Annotated in this window: 16 protein-coding genes and 1 pseudogene; 3 read left to right on the forward strand and 14 right to left on the reverse strand. The window is 65.8% G+C overall.

Annotated elements, in window-relative coordinates:
- Positions 1-29: 29 nt before the first annotated feature.
- The 3 genes and pseudogenes from OKW29_RS36150 to OKW29_RS36160 all read right to left on the reverse strand — a co-directional run.
- A complete protein-coding gene (locus OKW29_RS36150; RefSeq protein ID WP_090805541.1) occupies positions 30-212 on the reverse strand; it encodes a hypothetical protein in 183 nt (60 codons plus the stop codon).
- 326 nt (positions 213-538) lie between these two features.
- Complete coding sequence (locus OKW29_RS36155) at positions 539-1,816, reverse strand: MFS transporter (RefSeq protein WP_429294299.1); 1,278 nt, start codon at positions 1,814-1,816, stop codon at positions 539-541.
- 342 nt (positions 1,817-2,158) lie between these two features.
- Positions 2,159-3,708, reverse strand: a pseudogene (locus OKW29_RS36160) (efflux RND transporter permease subunit); the annotation flags it as partial.
- A 20-nt stretch (positions 3,709-3,728) separates the two neighbouring features.
- Here OKW29_RS36160 and OKW29_RS36165 point away from each other — a divergent pair.
- The 3 genes from OKW29_RS36165 (at position 3,729) to OKW29_RS36175 (ending at position 5,596) form a co-directional block, all read left to right on the forward strand.
- Positions 3,729-3,893 carry a hypothetical protein gene (locus tag OKW29_RS36165; RefSeq protein WP_429295028.1) on the forward strand — a complete coding sequence of 55 codons (165 nt, stop codon included), beginning with the start codon at positions 3,729-3,731 and terminating at the stop codon, positions 3,891-3,893.
- Positions 3,894-4,127: 234 nt separating this feature from the next.
- Positions 4,128-4,340, forward strand: coding sequence for a hypothetical protein (locus tag OKW29_RS36170; RefSeq protein ID WP_187628392.1), 213 nt, complete (start codon positions 4,128-4,130; stop codon positions 4,338-4,340).
- 218 nt (positions 4,341-4,558) lie between these two features.
- Complete coding sequence (locus tag OKW29_RS36175; RefSeq protein WP_429294300.1) at positions 4,559-5,596, forward strand: serine/threonine protein kinase; 1,038 nt, start codon at positions 4,559-4,561, stop codon at positions 5,594-5,596.
- 11 nt (positions 5,597-5,607) lie between these two features.
- Here OKW29_RS36175 and OKW29_RS36180 read toward each other — a convergent pair whose 3' ends face one another.
- The 11 genes from OKW29_RS36180 to OKW29_RS36230 form a co-directional block, all read right to left on the reverse strand.
- Positions 5,608-7,506, reverse strand: a complete 1,899-nt coding sequence (locus OKW29_RS36180; protein ID WP_429294301.1) for a DUF3857 domain-containing transglutaminase family protein — start codon at positions 7,504-7,506, stop codon at positions 5,608-5,610.
- Positions 7,507-7,515: 9 nt separating this feature from the next.
- Positions 7,516-8,538 (reverse strand): XdhC family protein, encoded by a 1,023-nt coding sequence (locus OKW29_RS36185; RefSeq protein ID WP_429294302.1) that lies wholly within the window; start codon positions 8,536-8,538, stop codon positions 7,516-7,518.
- Positions 8,511-9,125: a CoxG family protein gene (locus OKW29_RS36190; RefSeq protein ID WP_429294303.1), complete on the reverse strand. Its 615-nt coding sequence runs from the start codon at positions 9,123-9,125 to the stop codon at positions 8,511-8,513. The genes OKW29_RS36185 and OKW29_RS36190 overlap by 28 nt, the downstream gene beginning before the upstream one ends.
- Positions 9,116-10,381, reverse strand: coding sequence for a vWA domain-containing protein (locus tag OKW29_RS36195; RefSeq protein ID WP_429294304.1), 1,266 nt, complete (start codon positions 10,379-10,381; stop codon positions 9,116-9,118). The genes OKW29_RS36190 and OKW29_RS36195 overlap by 10 nt, the downstream gene beginning before the upstream one ends.
- Positions 10,382-10,392: 11 nt before the next feature.
- Entirely contained in the window at positions 10,393-11,274 is an 882-nt protein-coding gene (locus OKW29_RS36200) for an AAA family ATPase (RefSeq protein WP_090802637.1), read from the reverse strand.
- Between the two features lie 168 nt (positions 11,275-11,442).
- Positions 11,443-12,240 carry an FAD binding domain-containing protein gene (locus tag OKW29_RS36205; protein ID WP_429294305.1) on the reverse strand — a complete coding sequence of 266 codons (798 nt, stop codon included), beginning with the start codon at positions 12,238-12,240 and terminating at the stop codon, positions 11,443-11,445.
- A gap of 28 nt (positions 12,241-12,268) precedes the next feature.
- On the reverse strand, positions 12,269-14,650 hold the full coding sequence (locus OKW29_RS36210) for a xanthine dehydrogenase family protein molybdopterin-binding subunit (protein ID WP_429294306.1): 2,382 nt from the start codon (positions 14,648-14,650) through the stop codon (positions 12,269-12,271).
- A gap of 10 nt (positions 14,651-14,660) precedes the next feature.
- Positions 14,661-15,182 carry a (2Fe-2S)-binding protein gene (locus tag OKW29_RS36215; protein ID WP_184025999.1) on the reverse strand — a complete coding sequence of 174 codons (522 nt, stop codon included), beginning with the start codon at positions 15,180-15,182 and terminating at the stop codon, positions 14,661-14,663.
- Between the two features lie 468 nt (positions 15,183-15,650).
- Complete coding sequence (locus OKW29_RS36220; protein ID WP_429294307.1) at positions 15,651-17,042, reverse strand: amino acid permease; 1,392 nt, start codon at positions 17,040-17,042, stop codon at positions 15,651-15,653.
- Between the two features lie 298 nt (positions 17,043-17,340).
- Positions 17,341-17,997, reverse strand: a complete 657-nt coding sequence (rqpR, locus tag OKW29_RS36225; RefSeq protein ID WP_429294308.1) for a response regulator transcription factor RqpR — start codon at positions 17,995-17,997, stop codon at positions 17,341-17,343.
- A gap of 10 nt (positions 17,998-18,007) precedes the next feature.
- On the reverse strand, positions 18,008-18,895 hold the full coding sequence (locus OKW29_RS36230; protein WP_429294309.1) for a sensor histidine kinase: 888 nt from the start codon (positions 18,893-18,895) through the stop codon (positions 18,008-18,010).
- Between the last annotated feature and the right edge of the window lie 54 nt (positions 18,896-18,949).

The following is an 18,949-nucleotide window of genomic DNA, read 5'->3' on the forward strand; positions in this document are numbered from 1 at the left end:
GGCTTTTCTGCAGGTATTTCGCCGCGCCGCTACACGAGCGCCGGCAGACCCTCGACCAGCGCCACCGCGCACATCACACCGATCAACGCGCCCAGCACACGCAGCCCATTGTGTCGCAACTCGGTCTTGCAGGGCAGCGCGCCGACGAATAGCGCGCCCGCCAATGCCATCGGAATGACCAGGATGAAATCGCCGATCGTAAAGTAGGTCATCTTCGTCTCCTCCCATGCGGGATGGTTGCTGTGTCGTTCCGGCAGAGGCCGCGGCTTCGAAATCATGCCGCGCCATTGCACGAATCGAGTATAGGAGACCGATGGAGCGGCGCGACGGCGCAAGCTCGCGCGTCGGCGCTTATTCGTAAGCTGCTGAACCCAGGCGCGGCGCGGCCCGCGGCGATTGGCGCGGCGCAACAAAACGCGGCGGAAAATATCAAACGTTCGCTTACGCAAGCCTTTCGTTTTGCCGCCGATCCATGCGGGTTGGCTGATTGCGGCCGGCTCGCGGTGCCCGCACCGCGCAACGCGACCGATGCGCCGGGCTATTCGCGCCCGCGCAGGCGGCTCGCCGCGATCAAGCCGATCACGAGCAGCGCACCGACTAGCCCGACGACGCCGTTCCAGCCATGACCGGCCCACACATGGCCGCCATACGAACCGACCAGGCTCGAGCCGATGTAGTACGCGAGCAGATACAGCGCAGCGGCCTGGCCTTTCGCGTCTTTCGCCAGACGCCCGACCCAGCCGCTCGCGACCGAATGCCCGGCAAAGAACCCGAACGTCACGCAGGCGATACCGGTCGCGATCGCCGCGAGCGGATGCAGCATCGTCAGCGCGAGGCCGAACACCATCAGCAGCAGGCTCCCGATCAGCACGCGTGCACGGCCGAACGTGTCGGCCATGCGCCCGGACCATGGCGACGCGACCACGCCAACCAGATAGACGATGAAAATCGCGCCGATCTCCGTCTGATTCAACCGATACGGCGGCGCGAGCAGCCGGTAGCCGATGTAGTTGTACAGCGTGACGAAGCTGCCCATCAGCACGAAGCCGAGCAGGAACAGCAGCGGCAGACCCGGTCGCGTGAACTGGCGCAACAGCAGCGTGCGGTGATGCGCGAAGCCGAGCCCGCGGCGCGGCACGAAATGGCGCGACGGCGGCAGCAGCGCGCGGAACGCGAGCATCGACAGCAGGCCGAGCACGCCGATCGTGCCGATCGCGATGCGCCACGAAAACAGATCCGCGACCACGCCGGTGATGACCCGCCCGGCCATGCCGCCGATCGCCGTGCCGCCGACGTACAGGCCCATCGCGAGGCCGAGGCCGTCGGGATGCACTTCCTCGGCGAGATAAGCCATCGCGACGGCCGGCACGCCGCCGAGCGTGAGCCCTGCGAGCGTACGCAGCACGAGCAGCTGGTGCCAGTGCGGCGCGACCGATACGCCAATCGTCAGCACCGACGACACCGTCAGCGACAGCGTCATCAGCTTGTGCCGGCTCCAACCCTCGGAGACGAAACCGGCGACGAAGATCGCGAGCGCGAGCGCAGCAGTGGATAGTGACAACGACAGACTGCTTTGCGCCGGCGTCACCTTGAACGCTTCGGAGAACGACGGCAGCAGCGGCTGCACGCAGTAGAGCAGCGAGAACGTCGCGTAGCCGGCGAACAGCAGCGCGAGGCTGGCACGCCAGTACGCGCGCGAGCCGCGTTCGAGATAAGGGATGTCCGACACGGTGGTGGTGCTTGCGGGAGCAGCTGAAGCTGCGCCGCGGGAGGGAACGGCAGATGCAGTCCGCTGGGATTGCGGCGGCAGGGTCACAACAAAACTCCTTGGGTCACACGGAAACGCGCAAAAGTGTTAAGGATACGCTGAAAACGCATTTCAAGCCGGCGTCGCGGGCAACGCGGCGTGCCAATGGTGACCCGCAGCGCTCCATCCGCAGCACGTCGCGCGCCTATCTCCCGGCGCTAGCCGTGCGCCCCGGCTTCACTGTCCGGCGCCGGCGCCCGCGTCGCCCCCGAAGTCGCCGTCGACGGATGCACGAGCGCGTCGTCGCCCGGCAGTCTCGAGGTATCCCCAGCCGCCGCCGAGCGCCTTCACCAGCGCGACGCTCGCGGCCATCCGGCGGCGCGCGATCGCGACCGCGTTGCGCTCGTTGGTCAGCGCGATCGTGCCGGCATCGACGGCGGGGGAAAAGTCGCGGCCGATAAACGGCAGCAACAGCAGCGACGCGCAACAGCACGCGAGAAACAGCGTGACGAACAGTCCCGGTCGCGCGACTCGCGCTTCGAGATGTAAATCCGCGGGCTTGTGGTGATAGCGCAGCAGATACTTCGCGAGCGTCGGCACGAGCGTACGCGAGAAGAAGTACGACGCGAGCATCGCGAACACCACCGCTTCGGCAAGCGGAATGAACAGATAGTGCGCGACACCGGTGAGCAGAAACATCGGCACGAACACGATACAGATCGCCAGCGTCGACACCAGCGTCGGAATCGCGATCTGATGCGCGCCGTCGAGAATCCCGACCGCGAGCGCGAGCCCGCCGAGCGTCATGATGTTGATCGTCTGACCGAGCGCGGACAACGCGATGATCGACGTGATCATCGACAACGGAATCGATACCGCGATGATCAGCGTCGCGCGCCAGTTGCCGAGGAACAGCAGAATCAGGCCCGTCAGGCACGCGGCGACCAGTGCTTCACGCAATACGCCCTGCACGGATGCGCGCACGAACAGCGATTGGTCGGCGACGGGATCGATATTCAGCGACGGCGGCACCAGATTGCGCAGCGTCGGCATCATCGTCTTGATGCGGTCGACGATATCGAGCGTGGACGTGTTGCCGCTTTTGTTGATCGTCAGCAGTGCGGCGCGCTGGCCGTTTACGCGCACGACGTTGGTCTGTGGCTGGTAGCCGTCGCGCACGTGCGCGACGTCGCGGATATAGATGGTGCCGTTTGCCGTGGTGCGGATCGGAATGTTGTTCAGGCCCGCGAGGGAATCGGGGCTGCCGTTCATTTCCACCGAGTACTCGGTCGAGCCGATCTTCGCGGTACCCGAGGGCAGGATCAGATTTGCGCGGAGACTGCGTTGACCACGTCGATCGGCGACAGATTGCGCTCCTGCAGCTCGCGCGAATCGATGTCGACCATGATCTGCCGCTGCTTGCCGCCATACGGCAGCGGCGCGGATGCGCCCGGCACGGTGGCGAGTTGCGTCTTCAGGAAGTTATTGCCGAAGTCGTAGAGTTCCTGCTCGGTCAGCGACGCGGACGACAACGCGAGCCGCAAGATCGGCACCGTCGACGCGTTGTAGCGCAGGATGAACGGCGGCGTGATGCCGGGCGGCAGCGAGCGCACTTGTGATTGCGACAGCGCGGTGACCTCGGCGAGCGCTTCGTCGATATTCGCGCCCGGCTGGAAAAAGATCTTGATGACGGTGATGCCGTTCAGCGATGTCGATTCCGTGTGTTCGATATCGTTGACCGCCACCGACAAGCCGCGCTCGTAGTTCAGCGCGATGCGCCGCTCCATTTCGTCGGCGGGCAGGCCGTTATTCGACCAGATGACCGAGAGCACCGGAATATCGATGTTCGGAAAGATGTCGGTGGGCGTGCGCAGAATGGTCAACGGTCCGACGATCAGCAACAGCAGCGCCAGCACGACGAACGTATAGGGGCGCCGTAGCGCGAGACGAACGATCCATATGACTAGCGCAGACGAATGAAATGAGCGGCGAGCGCGCCGCGCGGATCGGAAACGCAGGCGCGCACCTCGGCGCGAAGGCAGGTGCGAAGCCGCGCGGCGCCCGCATCTGGCAGATCGTTCCGGCAGTGCACGTTTTTGATGTCTCCCCCCGCAGGGTTTATGATGGTCTGCATTACGACGTCTGACGCCGAGATCATCGGCCGTGCGCAGCGTAATGGGAATAGGGCGAAACGACGGGTGAAAGCCTTCTATTCGCCTTCCCAAGGCCCCGCAAAGCGGGAACAATGATTCGAACCTCTCACGCGCCATGCGCGCGACAGATTAAGTGCGCACGCAACGTCAAATGCGAAGCGGCGTTTTTATCATCACCTCGACCGGCGTGAAATCATAAAGCCGGCTAAGGGAAGCGGGGAATTATCATGGAAGTCGGTTCCATTGTCCGATCGGTACATATCGCCGTGCCGCAAGGCGCGCGCGGAATCGTCATGCGCATTCTTGGCGACATGGCGATGGTGGCGTGGTACGCCGGCGAGCCCGGCGCCTCGCAGCAACTCAATACCGAACCCTTTTTCCTGGAAGATCTGATCGATACCGGCGACCTGATACGTCCGGCCGGCGTGCAGACGCATTGAACGAGAGGCTTACCGGTTGCTCATTGCCGTTGTGTGACCCGCAGGTGCGGGCTGTCGTGATGCTGTAAGGTGAGATCGGCTCGCCAGCATCGCCGTGGGCCGATGCGCGCGTCGATTCACGGCGCGGCCCAAATCAGCCCGTATTTCTAGCGATGTCACGCACGCATTGTGAGTCGTCGCCCTCGTCTTTACCCGCGGCGCGGCGCACAATGCGGGGCATGAACGACACCATTCCCGACAATTCCCATCCCGAGGCCGGCGCCGATGGCGCCGTGCCATTCGCGCGGCTCACGCCGGAAACCGTGCTCGACGCGATCGACGGCGTGCTCGCAACGACCGGCGTGCGTACCGACGGCCGTCTGCTGCCGCTCAACAGCTACGAAAATCGCGTGTATCAGGTCGGCGTCGAAGACGGTCCGCCCGTGGTCGCGAAGTTCTATCGTCCCGAGCGCTGGAGCGACGCGGGGATTCTCGAAGAGCACGCGTTCGTCGCCGAACTCGCCGCGCGCGAGATCCCAGCCGTGTCCGCGCGCGTGCTCGATGGCCGCACGCTGCACAGCTTCGACGGCTTCCGCTTCTCGGTCTTCGAGCGACGCGGCGGTCGCGCGCCGGATCTCGACCGGCGCGACACGCTGGAATGGCTGGGGCGTTTCATCGGACGCATTCATGCGATCGGGCAGACCCAGGACTACGTGGAACGTCCCACGCTAAACATCGACACGTTCGGCTACGAGCCGCGCGACTTCCTGCTCGCGCACCGTTTCGTGCCCGACGATCTGCGCACCGCGTGGGAAACCGTCGTGAATCTCGCGCTCGAAGGCGTCGCGCGTGCGTTCGAGCGGGCTGGCGAGATTCGCGGGCTGCGTCTGCACGGCGACTGTCATCCGAGCAACGTGCTGTGGACCGACGCGGGCCCGCATTTCGTCGATTTCGACGACAGCCGCATGGGGCCCGCGATTCAGGATCTGTGGCTGCTGCTGCCGGGCGAGCGTGCGGAGGCGTCGCGCGCGCTGGCCGATCTGCTCGCCGGTTACGAGGATTTCTGCGAATTCGATCCGCGCGAGCTGTATCTGATCGAAGCGCTGCGCACGTTGCGGCTGATTCACTATCAGGCATGGCTCGCGCGCCGCTGGAACGATCCGGCGTTTCCGGCCGCGTTTCCGTGGTTCAACACGCAGCGCTACTGGGAAGATCGCATCCTCGAGATGCGCGAGCAGATCGGCGCGATGCAGGAAGGGCCGTTGTGGCCGGTTTGACGTGTTGACGGTCAAGGCGCCTGCGACGCCACATTCGACGACTCCACCAACGTCGATCTGACGATCACCTCCGCGCGCATGTCCCGCCCAATCGCTTCGATCGCGGGACGCATGCGCGTGAAATCGTCGGGCGTGCAGACGTCGCTGTCGAAATGGGTGGCGCCGTCGCGCGTCATCGTGACCACGTTGCTGCGCGGGTCGAACGCGTACTGCGACGTGAAATCGACGAAGCGGTCCTGCGTGCGTTGCGCCTCCGGCATGTCGAGCACGCGGAAATTGGCCGGCAGTTCGATGCGCGCGCGTTCGTGGATCGCGAGGTTGTGGCACACAAACGGCTGCGTGCGCTTGCGTTCGCCGAGCCAGTAGCGCGTGTCGGCTTCGACGCCGCCGCCGAGGCTCGTCAAGGCCGGAATCGAGGCCGTCATGCCGGTCACCACGAGACTCTCGAGCGTGCCTTTCATCGTCAGCGTGAGCGGGCCGTCGGCCGCGCTGAGGTCGCTCGTCGTCAGCGTCGCGGTGCCGCGCAGATTCGCGTTGCGTAACTCGGCCTGAATCGATTCCTCGCGTTGCGCGGGCGTTTGCGTGCGCAGCCGCGCGCGGGCCTGCTCGGCGTACGGCCCGGCATCCTGCAGCCGATACGTGAAGCTCGCCGAGCCATCCGGTTCGATCTTGATCGCGAGATCGGTGCTGCGCGACATCTGCGCGGTGGCCGGCGTCTGCGCGAGCACGCCGTCGCCGATCAGCACGGTAGGACGGTCCATGTCGGACGAAGGCAGAAAACCGAATTCGACGTTCGACGCGGTCGAATCCGCGTACATCTGCAAATCGGGCAGCCACGTGATCGCATGATTGATGACGCCGTAGCCCGGGACGCTCGGCAGCGTATAGATCGTGCCGCTGCTGATCAGCGCCGGCTCGTTGCGCACGCCGACCGCGTCGAGCAGCGCGCCGTAGAGCGCGACGTGGTCCTTGCAGTCGCCATAGCGGTTCGCGAGAATCGCGCTCGCGCTGTGCGGCACGACGGCGCCACGTCCGACGTAGATCGCGACATAGCGGATATTGCGGCGAACCCAGTCGTACAGCGTTTTGGCTTTGTCGTGTGGGGTGTGATCGTGCGCGGTCAACTGCTGCGCGAACTGGGTGATCGCGACGTCGTGCGCGCCCGGGTCGGCCGCGGAGCTGCGATAGGAGGCGGCGAACGCGGCATAGCTCGGGAAGGTCGACACCATCAGCCGATCACCGTACGACACGTACGCGACCGAGCCGCGTTCGAGCCGGTCGAAGTGTGCCTTGTCATAGCGGAATTCGTAACGCGTGCGGCCGTCGCGCGTGACCGGTGTCGCTGCGCTGAAGCCGCGCGCGTCCGCATACAGCGGCTTGTCGGCGGGCAGGTCGTAGATCAGGCGGAAGTTGCGGGTCGGCGCGAGATCGGGTGGCGTGAAGTCGCTGAATTCGCCCGGCACTATCGGCTGACGCTGCGTCTTGCGGTACGTCAGATGCACGCGCGCGCCGGGTTCGACCGCGGGGAACACGATCACCTTTTCCTGGATGTCCTGGAACATCGGGGCGTCGAACGAGCGGACTTCCTGCACGTCGCGGATCTGCTCGGGCGCAACATCGTGACGCTTGCCGTCGGCGGTGACCGTGTAGGCCTCGAGGATCTGCACGTCGGCCATGTTGCGGTTGAACCAGACGTATTGCTGAGCGACCCGCTCGACGCCGGCTTCGTTGTTCACGCGCAGCGTCATCGAATCGAGCTTCGCATACGAGCCGTCAGCGTTGACGGCGAAGGTCTGCGTCTCGCCTTCGTTGGTGTAGGGATCGTCGAGGTTGAGCGGCGCGCTCGCGCTCGCGGCGTGAATGCCGGCCAGCCAGCCGGCGGAGGCAAGGACCACGAGGCAGAGTCGCATGACGGCAGGCTACACGCTGCAAGCGGCGCCGCCCGACGCCGCAATCTCCCGCGCGGCCTTCGCGCCTTCGACCTGCAATAGCGTCGGCAGCGACACGCCATTTTTCGCCGCCGTCACCTCCGCCAGAATCGACACCGCGATCTCGGGCGGCGTCCTGCTGCCGATATAAATGCCGACAGGTCCATGCAAGCGGGCCAGTTCGGCTTCGTTCAGATCGAACTCCTTCAGGCGCTCGCGTCGCGCGTGATTGTTCCTGCGCGAGCCGAGCGCGCCGACATAAAACGCCGGCGTCTTCAATGCTTCCATCAGCGCGAGATCGTCGAGCTTCGGATCGTGCGTGAGCGCGATTACCGCGCAGCGCTCGTCGAGCTTCATGTCGATCACGGTATCGTCCGGCATCGTGCGTACGATCTTCGTGCCCGGTACGTCCCATTCCTCGGTGTATTCCTCGCGCGGATCGCAGACCGTCACCTGATAATCGAGCCCCACCGCGATATGGCACAGGTAGCGAGACAACTGCCCGGCGCCGATCACTAGCATCCGGTAGCGCGGGCCGTGGATCGTCAACAGACGCTCACCGTCGAAATGCACGCCGTCGGTCGCCTGCGCGTTGTCGAGCCGCACCGCGCACGTCGTCATGTCGAGTTCGCGCGCGACGAGCCGGCCATTTTCGACCGCGTGACACAGCTCGGCGATGCCGCTTTGCCGCGTCAACGGTTCGAGCACGAGCTGGATCGTGCCGCCGCACGGCAGGCCGAAGCGATGCGCTTCCTCGGCCGTGATGCCGTACTTCACCGCCTCCGGATGTGTCTGCTCGATGCCCCGTTGCCGCACGCGATCGATCAGATCGTCTTCGATGCAGCCGCCCGACACCGAGCCCACCACGAGGCCGTCGTCGCGCACCGCGAGCATCGCGCCCTCGGGACGCGGCGACGAGCCCCACGTCTTCACGACCGTCACGAGGAGCGCGCGATGTCCGTCCGCCAGCCAGCGGGCGCTGGTTTTCAGAACTTCGAGATCCACGCTGTCCATGATTTCTTCCCTTTCTTTGCTTCGCCGCCGGACTCGCCGTCCGCGGCCTGGTTCGATTCCGTTTGCCCGGAGGCGGATGCGGCTTCGGCTTCGGTTTCGGTATGCACCGGGGCGTCGCCTTCCGCTGTTTCACGAGCGCTATTGTCTCCCGAGAGCTGGGCGCCGAAGCGCTTGAAAAACTCCCCCGCAATCTTGCGCGCCGCACCGTCGACGAGCCGCGAGCCGATCTGCGCGAGCTTGCCGCCGACCTGCGCATTGGCGGTGTAGGAGAGCTTCGTCGCGGCATCGCCGTCGGCTTCGAGCGTGACATGCGTGTTGCCCTTGGCAAAACCCGCGGCGCCGCCCTGGCCTTCGAACACAATGGTGTAGGTGTTCGGCGCGTCGATATCGGTCAGTTGCATGCGCCCCTTGAAGCGCGCCTTGACCGGGCCGACCGCCGCGACCAGCGTGACCAGGTACGCGTTTTCGCCGTCCGGGTCGATGCTTTCGCAGCCGGGGATGCAAGCGCGCAGAATCTCCGTGTCGTTCAACGCGTCCCACGTTTGCTGCTGCGCGACCGGCAGCGTATGAGTTTCGCTCAATTCCATGACGTTGCTCCTGCGAGTGTCGTCGCGGCGACGGCGTGGCGAGGTGCGCGCGTCAGTTGCGCGAGATCGTGGCCGAACGCTGCGAGACTGTCTAGATTATGAACCGGACGATGCGCGTCGACATACGGCAGGATCGCTTGCACGCCGCGCGCCTTCGGAGTAAAGCCGCTGAACCGCAGCAGCGGATTGAGCCACACGATGCGATGCGCGAAGCGCGCGAGGCGCGCCATTTCGGTATCGAGCACGTCGATCGCTTCGTGATCGAGACCGTCGGTGACGAGCAGCACCGTCGCACGACCTGTGAGCACGCGGCGCGCCCAGCGTCGGTTGAACTCGGCGAGCGCCGCGCCGATGCGCGTGCCGCCCGACCAGTCGACCACCTGATCGCTGAGCGTCGCGATCGCGACGTCCGGATCGCGTTCGCGCAATGCGCGCGTCGCGTTCGTGAGCCGCGTGCCGAACAGAAACACCTGCAGACGTTCGCGCGACTGCAACAACGCGTGGCAAAAGTAGAGCACTGCGCGCGAGTAGTTGCTCATCGAGCCGGAAATGTCGAGCAGCAGCACGAGCGGCGGCTTGCGCTCCACCCTCGCGCGATACTTCCACACGGTCCAGTCGCCACCGGCGCGCACCGCATGCCGCGCGCTCGCGCGCAAGTCCGCATGCGTGCCGTGCGATGCCGCCTTCAGGCGCCGCGTCGATTCGGTTGCGAGCGGCAGCCGCTGGCCGCGAATCAGATGCCGCAGCGTGCGCCATTCGTCGGCGTTCAGCGTGTCGAAATCGCGATGACGCAGCCGCTCTTCTGCGCTGAACGTCAACTGCGCATGCAACTCGTGCTGCTCGGTTTCCTGCGGCGCATTCAGATGCGGCGAGGGTGGCATGCGCACCGCGAGCGCATCGGCGAGACGGTTGTTGCGCTTCGGCGGTGGCAGCCCGTCGCGCACTTTCGGCAGCAGCAGCGCGCGCAGCTTGCCTTCCCAATCGGGGTCGCGCCAGAACAGATCGAACGCGGCATTGAAGAGTTCGCGTTCGTCGGGCGCGGTGACGAGCAGCGCGGCAAGCGCGGCGTGCACGTCGTCGCGGCGGCCGAGGTCGATCCACTGCAACGCGGCGAGTGCGTCGACTGCTTGTGCGGGCGACATCGGCAAGCCGGCGCCGCGCAGCACGCGCACGAAATGGACGACGTTGCGCGCGAGCGTGGGCGCAGTGTGCTGGTTCGTATCGTCGAGCCTGCCCGAGCCGGTTCCGTTCGACATGCCAATCACCCTCACCCGGACAGACACTGCGCGATCTGCGCGGCATCCACACGCGCGAGATCGTCCTGATACTTGAGCAGCACGCCGAGCGTGTTCTGCACCGATTGCGGATCGAGTTCCGTGACCGACAGCGCTTCGAGCGCGCGGCACCAGTCGATCGTCTCGGCGATGCCGGGCGCCTTGAACAGATCCATGCCGCGCAGCCGATGCACGAAGTCGACCGCGCGCCGCTGCAACTGCGCCGACGTTTGCGGCGCGCGCGCGGCGACGATCTCCAGTTCGCGATCGCGGTCCGGATAGCCGATCCATTGATACAGACAGCGGCGCTTCAACGCGTCGTGAACTTCGCGCGTGCGGTTCGACGTCATGATGACGAGCGGCGGCTGCGTCGCGCGCACGGTGCCGTATTCGGGAATCGATACCTGGAAGTCGGACAGGAGTTCGAGCAGGAATGCCTCGAACGGTTCGTCGGCGCGGTCGATTTCGTCGATCAGCAGCACGCGCCGCGCGCCGGGATGGTTTTCGTCGGGCATCAACGCCTGCAGAAGCGGACGCTTCAGCAGGAATTCGCCACGATATAGCGTGTCGTTGTCGGGGCGCTCGCCGCTCGCTTCGGCAAGCCGCAGCGCCATGATCTGGCGCGGGTAGTCCCACTCATACAGCGCGCTCGCGGTGTCGAGGCCTTCATAGCATTGCAGGCGCAGCAACGTGGTGCCGAGCATGCCCGCCGCCGCTTTCGCGAGCTCGGTTTTGCCGACACCCGGCTCGCCTTCGACGAACAACGGCCGCTCCATGCGCAGCGCGAGATACAGTGCGGTCGCGAGCTCGCGGCTCGCGAAATAGCGTTGGGCGGCGAGTTGGGCGAGGGTGTCGTCGATCGAAGCCGGCTGCATGGTGATCCTGAATCTGCGCGACAGGCCATGGCAAAGCGTGGCGCGAGTGAAGAACGCAATGGCCGCGAGCCCGGCGTCGAACTGTCGCGCCGGCTCGCGAAGTGAACGAAGCCGGCTTGCGCGCACCGTGGTGAAGGCGCGGCAAGCCGGGGCGCCTGGCGAGGATCGCTAGGCATTTGCCTTCGTGACCGCGCGCGCGGCGAGCACCGGAATCAGATGCGCGCGATACGCGGCGCTCGCGTGCATGTCGTCGTTCAGCTGGTCGGGCGACACGCTCACTGCACGTGCCGCTTCGGGCGTGAAGTTCGTCGACAGCGTGCTTTCGAGCTCGGCCACGCGAAACACCGATGACGCCGCCCCCGTTACCGCGACGCGCACGCCGCTCGCGACCTTCGCGACGAACACGCCGACCAGCGCGAAGTGCGAGGCCGGATTGCGGAATTTCTCGTATGCGGCACGCTCGGGCACCGGAAACTCGACGGCGACGATCAGCTCGTCGGGCGCGAGCGCGGTCTCGTACATGCCGACGAAGAAGTCGCCCGAGGCGATGCGCCGCCGGTCCGTGACGATCGTCGCATCGAGGCCCATCGCCGCCGCCGGGTAGCACGCGGCCGGGTCGTTGTTCGCGAGCGAGCCGCCGATCGTGCCGAGCGCGCGCACCTGGCGATCGCCGATATTCGCGGCCAGCTCCGCGAGCGCGGGCAACACGCGCCGCACGTCCGCGTGTTCGGCGACGTCCGCGTGACAGACGGCTGCGCCGATCGTCACCGTGCTGGCGTCGACGGTGATCGTCCTGAGCGCGGGAATGCGCGTCACGTCGATCAGTTGCGACGGCTGCGCGAGACGCAGGCGCATCGTCGGCAGAAGGCTCTGGCCGCCGGCGAGGAACTTCGCGTCGCTGTCGGCGGTGAGGGCTGCGGCGGCCGCTTGCGGATCCGTCGCGCGTTGATACTCGAATGAATACATGTCGAATGCTCCGCTCAGGATCGTTGGGTCAGGCTTGCTTCGCGGCTTGAATCGCGGACCAGACGCGATGCGGCGTGGCCGGCATCTGCAGATTGGTCACGCCAAGCGGCGCGAGCGCGTCGATGATCGCGTTGATCACGGCCGGCGGTGAGCCGATCGCGCCTGCTTCGCCGCAGCCTTTGACGCCGAGCGGATTGTGCGTGCACGGCGTGCCCTTCGACGTTTCGACCGTGAAGTCGGGCAGGTCGGACGCATGCGGCATCGCGTAGTCCATGTAAGAGCCGGACAGCAACTGGCCGCTGTCGTTGTCGTACACGCAGCGCTCGAGCATCGCCTGACCGATGCCTTGCCCGAGCCCGCCATGCACCTGACCTTCGACGATCATCGGATTGATCACGTTGCCAAAATCGTCGACCGCGGTGAACTGCTGGATGCGGGAGACGCCAGTGTCCGGATCGACTTCGATCTCGCAGATATACGCACCCGACGGATACGTGAAGTTGGTCGGATCGTAGAACGCACTTTCTTCGAGCCCCGGTTCGAGCACGTCGAGCGGATAGTTGTGCGGCACGTACGCGGCGAGCGAGATCTCCGCGAACGCCTTGGTGCGGTCGGTGCCCGCGACGCGGAATACACCGTTCCTGAACTCGATGTCTTCAGCCGACGCTTCGAGCAGATGCGCGGCGATCTTCTTCGCCTTTGCTTCGATCTTGTCGAGCGCCTTCGAGATGGCCGAGCCGCCGACCGCAATCGAACGCGAACCATACGTGCCCATGCCGAACGCGATGCGGCCGGTGTCGCCGTGCACGATCTCGACGCTTTCGAGCGGAATGCCGAGGCGGTCCGCGACGACTTGCGCGAAGGTCGTCTCATGGCCCTGGCCGTGACTGTGCGAGCCCGTGAACACGGTGACCGAACCGGTCGGATGTACGCGAATCTGGCCGACTTCGAACAGGCCGGCGCGCGCGCCGAGCGCGCCCGCGATGTTCGACGGTGCGAGACCGCATGCCTCGATGTAGCACGAGTAGCCGAGCCCGCGGCGCTTGCCGTTCTGTTCGGATTCCTGCCGGCGTGCCGCGAAGCCCTCGACGTCCGCGAGCGTGAGCGCGCGCGACAGGATCGCGTTGTAGTCGCCGGTGTCGTAGGTGAGGCCGACCGGCGTCGCGTACGGGAATTGCGTGATGAAATTGCGGCGGCGGATTTCCGCGGGGTCGAGTTTCATCTCGCGCGCCGCGGCTTCCACCAGGCGCTCGACGACGAACGTCGCTTCCGGCCGGCCCGCGCCGCGATACGCATCGACGGGAACGGTGTTGGTGAAGACCGCCTTCACTTCGGCGTAGATCGCGGGCGTTGCGTATTGCCCGGCGAGCAGCGTCGCGTACAGGATCGTCGGCACGCTCGACGCGAACGTCGACAGATACGCGCCCATGTTCGCGATCGTATGCACGCGCATCGCGAGGAACTTGCCGTCGGCGTCCAGCGCAAGCTCGGCTTTGGTCACGTGATCGCGGCCGTGCGCATCGGAAAGGAACGCCTCGGAGCGCTCGGCGGTCCATTTGACCGGCCGGCCGATCTTCTTCGACGCCCAGGTGAGCGCGACGTCTTCGGCGTACAGGAAGATCTTCGAGCCGAAGCCGCCGCCGACGTCCGGCGCGATCACGCGCAGCTTCGATTCCGGCAGCGACAGCACGAACGCGGCCATCAGCAGCCGCTCGACGTGCGGGTTCTGATTCGCGACGTACAGCGTGTAGCTGTCGTCCTGCGCCGAAAAGTTCGCGTTGACCGCGCGCGGCTCGATCGCGTTCGGCACGAGGCGGTTGTTGACGATGTCGAGCGTGGTTACGTGCGCGGCTTTCGCGAACGCGGCGTCGGTCGCGGCCTTGTCGCCGTGGCCCCAGTTGTAGCAGACGTTGTCGGGCACTTCGTCGTGCACGGCCGCTTGACCCGGGTCGGCCGCATGCGCGGTATCGACGACGGCCGGCAGTTCTTCGTAATCGACTTCGATCAGTTCGGCCGCATCTTTCGCCGCCTTGATCGATTCAGCGATCACGAGCGCGACCTGATCGCCCACGTGCCGTGCTTTCGTATGCGCGATCACCGGATGCGGCGGCTCGTTCATCGGCTTGCCGTCGGTGCTGTGGATCAGCCAGCCGCACGGCAGTCCGCCGACGTTGTCGGCGGCGAGATCCGCGCCGGTGAAGATCGCGATCACGCCCGGCGACTGTTTGGCCGCGCTCGTGTCGATGCTTCTGATCTTCGCGTGCGCGTGCGGTGAGCGCAGGAACACCGCGTAGGTTTGCTGCGGCAGCACGATGTCGTCGGTGTACTGGCCTTTGCCGGTCAGGAAGCGATAGTCTTCCTTGCGTTCGACGGCGGCGCCAATCAGGCTCTGTGTATCGGGTGCGTTCATCGTCGGCTCCTCAAGCGGCGGTTGCGCCGGCGGCATTCGCGCCGGCAGATGCGCTCGATGCGGCGGACTTCATACCCGCGGCGCCTTCGAGCACGGCCTTGACGATGTTGTGATAGCCCGTACAGCGGCATAGGTTGCCGTCGAGCTGCTCGCGCACCTCGTCGCCCGTCAGATCGGGTTGACGCTGCACCAGCGACACCGCGTTCATCACCATGCCCGGCGTGCAGAAGCCGCATTGCAGACCGTGACAGTGCTTGAACGCGGCCTGCATCGGATGCAGCGCGCCGTTGTGCGCGAGCCCTTCGATGGTCGTGACTTCGGCGCCATCGGCTTGCACGGCGAGGATGTTGCAGGACTTGATCGCGCGGCCATTCAGATGCACGGTGCAGGCGCCGCATTGCGCCGTATCGCAGCCGACATGGGTGCCGGTCAGACGGAGTTGATCGCGCAGGAACTGGACAAGCAGGGTGCCAGGGTCGACTGAGGCGCTCACGGGCGCGCCATTGACCGTCAGACTGATGCTGATCGCCATGAAGCTGTCTCCTTTGTCGACCGCAGTTAGCGCTTCAGCGCTTACTGCGGTCCCATGCGTTTATCGCGGTCGATCGGAGCGAGCGCGTTGGCGTATCGATCCCTGCCTCGGCGCAGACCACGATCCCATGCAAGATAGTTGCTGTGGGTGAGACCGGACCTGTGATTGTTATTGCTCCCTGCTTTGCTTCGACTGCGTGCTGACTTCGATTCGCTAGGTCCGATGAGGGTACTACGGGTTTTACAAATCTGCCGAAAAGTAAAGCACAAATCGCGCGGGCGCGCTATGAGGGGAAGTGTGTCGGCGCGCGCGAGCGCAGGTAGAGAGCACGGCGGCCACGGAATGGGACGCCGCAAAGACAAGCGCCCCGTCTGCGGAGCATGACGGGGCGCATCGATAGATCAGCGGAAAGCGAGGCCACGCTCGCGAGCATTCAGCTCATTGGCGTGGCTTCATTGAAACGGCGCTTTACGTTGCCAGTTTCGAATGACGGCGCGAGTAGCCGAAATAGATGAACATGCCGATCAGCAGCCAGATCACGAACGCGCCCCACGTGATGCCTTGCAGGTTCAGCATCAGGAACAGGCACGATGCGACCGCGAGCACCGGCACGACCGGCACGCCAGGGCAACGGAACGCGCGCGGCAGCTCTGGGTGCGTCTTGCGCAGCACGAGCACCGCGATCGACACCATCGAGAACGCCGCGAGCGTGCCGATATTGATCAGCTCAGCCAACACATTGAGCGGCACCAGCGCGCCGATCAGGCCGAAGAAGATGCCGACGAGCCACGTCGTGAAGAACGGCGTCGCGAAACGCGGATGCACTTTCGACAGCTTCGCGGGCAGCAGGCCGTCGCGCGACATCGCGAAGATCACCCGCGTCTGACCGTAGGCCATCACGAGAATCACGGTCAGCATGCCGAGCACGGCGCCGAGGTCGATGAAGCCCGCGACCCAGTTCTGCCCCGCGAGTTGCAGCGCGTACGACACCGGGTGCGAAATGCCCATGAACTTCTCGGACGGCACGATGCCGGTGACGACCGCGGCCACGGCCACATACAGCACCGCGCACACGCCGAGCGACGCGATGATGCCGATCGGGAGGTCGCGCTTCGGATTCTTCACTTCTTCGGCCGCCGACGACACCGAGTCGAAGCCGATGAACGCGAAGAACATCACCGCGGCCGCGCCGAACACGCCGCTCCAGCCGTGAGGCATGAACGGGTGCCAGTTGGCCGGCGTGACATGAAACACGCCGACGCCGATCACGAGCAGCACGACGACGACCTTGATCGCAACCATGATGTTGTTGATTCGCGCGGATTCGCGCACGCCGAGCGACAGCAGCGTGGTGATCGCCATCATCACGAGGAAGGCGGGCAGGTTGAACAGCGTTTCGTGTCCGGGCACGGCACCGGGGGCTGCGCTCAGCGCCATCGGCAGCGATACGCCGAAGCCCGACAGCAACGACTGCAGATAGCCGGACCAGCCGACCGACACCGCCGAGGTCGCGAGCCCGTACTCGAGCATCAGGTCCCAGCCGATGATCCACGCGGCCAGCTCGCCGAGCGTCGCATACGAGTACGTGTAGATCGAACCGGCGACCGGAATCGTCGATGCGAATTCAGCGTAGGCGAGCGCGGCGAAGCCGCAGGCGATCGCCGCGATCAGGAACGAGATCATCAGCGCGGGACCGGCCTGTAAGGCGCCCGTGCCGGTCAGCACGAAGATGCCGGTGCCGATGATGGCGCCGACGCCGAGGAAAGTCAGGTCGAGCGCGCCCAGCGCCTTTTTCAGGCCGGCGGTCTGAGCGCTCGCCGCAAGCATGTGCTCGACGCTCTTTTTGCGAAACAGGGACATTGGCGTGGGTCTCCAGTGGTGCACGCGTGTTGCGCGCCGAATGTCGGGAAAACCCGCGATTCTAGCGGATGCGTGCCGCCGGGCTGGTTCGCGCGGCGCTTTCTGGGCCAAGGCGATGGGCGGAAACTCCCGCCAGGAGGTGATTTCGAGGAGGTCTTGCGGTGCCGGAAGCGGGGCGGCAGTGAAGCTATTTACTGAATAGTCAATTGATGAGGATGGAATCTCGCCGTTTGCGCCGGCGCCACGATCGGACGACTGCGGCGCAACGCCGCAGGCACGGCTGGCGGCGCCTGCTGGGCTAGCCCGCCATCGCGGGATTCAGATCGACGAGGCGGTTGCTCATTACATAGAACGTCAGCTCGGCGTTGTTGCGCAGCTTCATCTTGTCGAGCAGCCGCGTGCGGTACACGCTGACGGTCTTCACCGACAGCGACAGCGCGGCCGCGATATCGGTGAGACGTTTGCCGGACGCGAGCATGCACAGCGTCTGGTACTCCCGATCGGACAGCTTTTCATGCGGCAACTGCTCGCCGTCGAACGACACGTAGTCGGCGAGCGCCTCGGCCATCTCGGGGCTCACGTACTTGCGGCCCGCCGCGACCTGCTGGATCGCGCCGATCATCTGCGCGGCATCGACCGTCTTCGACAGATAGCCGGACGCGCCGGCTTTGAGCGCGCGCACCGCGTACCGGTCCTCGCGGTACATCGAGAACATCAGCACCGCGACGCGCGGCGCCTTGCGCTTCAGACGCTTGAGCACCTCGACGCCATTCATGTCGGGCAGCGAAATGTCGAGCAGCACGACGTCGAAGCTCTGGTGGACGACCCGGTCGAGCGCTTCGGAGCCGCTTTGCGCCTCGGCGACCTCGCGCGCGACGCCGCGATCGAGCAGCAGATGGCGAACGCCCTGGCGGACCACCGCGTGATCTTCGACGATCAGGATGCGCAGGCTCATGGTCGCGGGCTCACGATTGCAGCGCGCGCCGGGCGGCGCGCGGCGTTGGGGCGGCCGCGAGCAGCGCGTGCCACGCGAAGCGGGCCTGGATCAGGGTGCCGCGCGGGGTGATGGCGGCGTTGCTGCCAGTGCCGCTGTCCTCGCCACGACCGACGCTCGTGCGCCTCGCGCTGATTCGCAGCGTGCCGTCGAATGCGGCGCAGCGCGCATGCATGCCAGCGAGGCCGAAATGACCGCCGGTTTTTTTCTGCCCACCGCGTTCGCGCGCGGCGCGCGGCAGGCCGATGCCATCGTCGCTGACGAGGAGCCTCAGGTGACGCGCACCGGTTTCGACGCGCAGGTCGGCGCAGGTCGCGCGCGCGTGCTTCGCGACGTTGTTCAGCGCTTCCTGCGCGACGCGGAACACGGCGAGCGCGGCATCGGCGGGCAGGCACGCGAGCCGCGCGTCGCCGCTGCAGGTGAAGGTGGTGCGCAAGCCGGTGCGCATGGAGAAGTCGCGGGCCCAGCACTGCAGCGCGCCGGCGAGGCCTGTCTCGAACGACGGCGCGTGCAGTTGCGCGATGGCGTCGCGATTTGCCGCCTGCACGGCGTCGAGCGAACGATTCGCGACCGCGAGCGCGGCCGCGCATTGCGGCGGCGCGTCGGCGGGCAGCCAGGTTTCGATGCCGGCGAGCGCGAAGCGCGTCGCAGTCAGCTCGGCGCCGACGCCGTCGTGCAGCTCGCGCGCGACGTGACGGCGCACGCTTTCCTGCGCGTCGACCAATTCGGCCGACAGCGCGCGTACCCGCGCGCGCAGCCGCTCGATCTCGCGCGCGGCGAGCGATGGCATGTCGAAGCCATCACGCTGCGCGGACGAAGCCAGCGCAGCGTTGAACGGGACGGCAGTCGACGTATCCATGAATTTCCCTCTCAGGAGGCGGAGTGGACGGCGAAGCGGGCACGCGCAGACGGA

The organism is Paraburkholderia sp. CI3, assembly GCF_050436505.1.
GTDB lineage: Bacteria > Pseudomonadota > Gammaproteobacteria > Burkholderiales > Burkholderiaceae > Paraburkholderia > Paraburkholderia tuberum.